Below are 2,174 nucleotides of genomic sequence, written 5' to 3'. Positions count from 1 at the left end.
ATCTCAATGTCCTCCCGTCTCTTTGTTCGCCTGGCGGATGTTCCAGACCATGATCGGAATGACGGCAATCATGATGATGATGGCGATGGTGGCGCCGCGGCCGAAATCGCCGCCGCCGCGGAACATCCAGTCGAACATCAGATTGGCCAGCACCTGGCTGTTCCACTGGCCGTTGGTCATGGTCAGCACGATGTCGAACACTGTGAGCACCAGGATGGTGATCGTGGTCCAGACCACGGCGATGGTGCCCCAGATCTGCGGCACCATGATCTTCCAGAAGATCTGGAACGGATTGGCGCCGTCGATGACGGCGGCTTCCAGCGTTTCTTCGGGAATGCCGCGCAGGGCGGAAGACAGGATGACCATAGCAAAGCCGGTCTGGATCCAGATCAGGATGATCATCAGGAAGAAATTGTTCCAGAACGGCAGCGATATCCAGACCTGCGGCTGGCCGCCGAAATGCTGGATGATGGCGTTGAGGATGCCGATCTGCGTCTGGCCGTCGCCCCGATACTCGTAGATGAATTTCCAGATCACGCTGGCGCCGACGAAGGAGATCGCCAACGGCAGGAAGATCAGGCTCTTGGCGATCGTGCCCCACCAGATCTTGTCCGTAAGCACGGCGATGATCAGCCCGAGGAAGGTGCAGGCGGCCGGCACCACCGCCAGCCAGATGATGTTGTTGAGGATCGAGTTGCGGAACTCGCGATCGCCGAACGCCCATTGATAGTTCGCCAAGCCGACGAAATTGATGCCGCTGCGATCGAGGAACGACAGCCGCAGCGTCTCGACCACCGGATAGATCAGGTAAATGGTGAGGATGATCATCGCCGGGCCGACGAACAGCCATGGCCGGACCAGCCCTTGCCGGCGCAGATTGTCGATGGCCGCGGCACCCGCGACGCCGCGTGACGGGAATATCAGGTCGACCAGTTTGTTGGCGCCCCAGAAATAGGCGACGCAACCGCCGACGCCGACGATGATGACTGTTATGGCCGAGAAAATCTGAGCCGCCATGGGTCCCTCTCCCCCTGCGCATGACCCGACAAGGAATGACCTTGGTAACGGAGACCAGGCGCCGATTCAGTTGTTTGGAGCGCGTCATCGGCGGCTTGCGCACATTGCCGATCGCGCTTCATTTCAATGCGCTCATGACGAAAGGCTGCGGCACGGGCCGCCGTCGGATCCGGGCCAGTACGGTCCGGATCCAGTGCGAGAATGGTGGTCGCTTACATGCCGACCGCTACTTGATCGCGTCCCAGCTCTTCTGGATGTCGGTGGCGACGTCCTGCGCCGACTTGCCGCCGACCAGGTCGATCATGCCGGTCCAGAACGCGCCGGCGCCGATCTTGCCCGGCATCAGGTCGGAACCGTCGAAGCGGAAAGTCGAGGCATTGGCGAGGATTTCGCCCTGCTTCTTCAGCGCGTCGCTGGCATAGGCATCCTTGTTGACCGACTTGAGCGGCGTCACGAAGCCGCCTTCGGCCATCCAGATCTCGTGGGCGAGCGGCATCTTCAGGAATTCGATGAATGCGCGCGCGCTCTTGCTGTCCTTGGTGATCATCGCCAGCGTACCGGCGCCGAGCACGGGCGTGCCCAGTTCAGGCTTGGAGGCATAGGGCGGGAAGTAGAAGAAGTCCGCGTCCTGGCCGACCTTGGTACCTTCCGGGAAGAAGGTCGGGATGAACGATGCCTGATGGTGCAGGTAGCATTTCGGCGGCACCGAAAAGAGGCCCTTCGGGCTGTCGCGGAAATCGGTCGCCGCGACCGCCTTGGCGCCGCCATCGACCATCTTGTCGTCGGTCGCGATCTTGCCGAAAATGTCGATGGCGTTGACCACTGCGGGGTCGTTGAACGGGATCTCGTTCTTCACCCATTTGTCGTAGACCTCCGGAGGCTGGGTGCGCAGCATCAGGTCTTCGACCCAGTCGGTCGCCGGCCAGCCGGTGGCGCCGCCGGAGCCGAGGCCGATGCACCACGGCTTGCCGCCATCGGCGATGATCTTCTTTTCGAGATCGGCAAGTTCTTCCTGCGTTTTCGGCACCTTGTAGCCGGCTTCCTCGAAATTATCCGGCGAATACCAGACCAGCGACTTCACATCGGCCTTATAAGGGAAGGCGAAGAAGCCCGGCTTGCCGTCCTTGTCCTTAAAGGTGCCGAGATCGACCCATGAC

Annotated in this window: 2 protein-coding genes; both read right to left on the bottom strand. The window is 61.1% G+C overall.

Annotated elements, in window-relative coordinates:
- Positions 1 to 3: 3 nt before the first annotated feature.
- A complete protein-coding gene (locus EN906_RS31765; protein WP_127375666.1) occupies positions 4 to 1,017 on the bottom strand; it encodes a sugar ABC transporter permease in 1,014 nt (337 codons plus the stop codon).
- Between the two features lie 226 nt (positions 1,018 to 1,243).
- Positions 1,244 to 2,174: ABC transporter substrate-binding protein (locus EN906_RS31760; RefSeq protein ID WP_164777516.1), on the bottom strand; the 931-nt coding region annotated here is incomplete at its 5' end.

Origin of the sequence: Mesorhizobium sp. M7A.F.Ca.CA.004.06.1.1, from assembly GCF_003999135.1 — a bacterium.
GTDB lineage: Bacteria > Pseudomonadota > Alphaproteobacteria > Rhizobiales > Rhizobiaceae > Mesorhizobium.
Note: the sequence above shows the minus strand (reverse complement) of the source record. Positions and strands in the feature narration are given on the sequence as shown.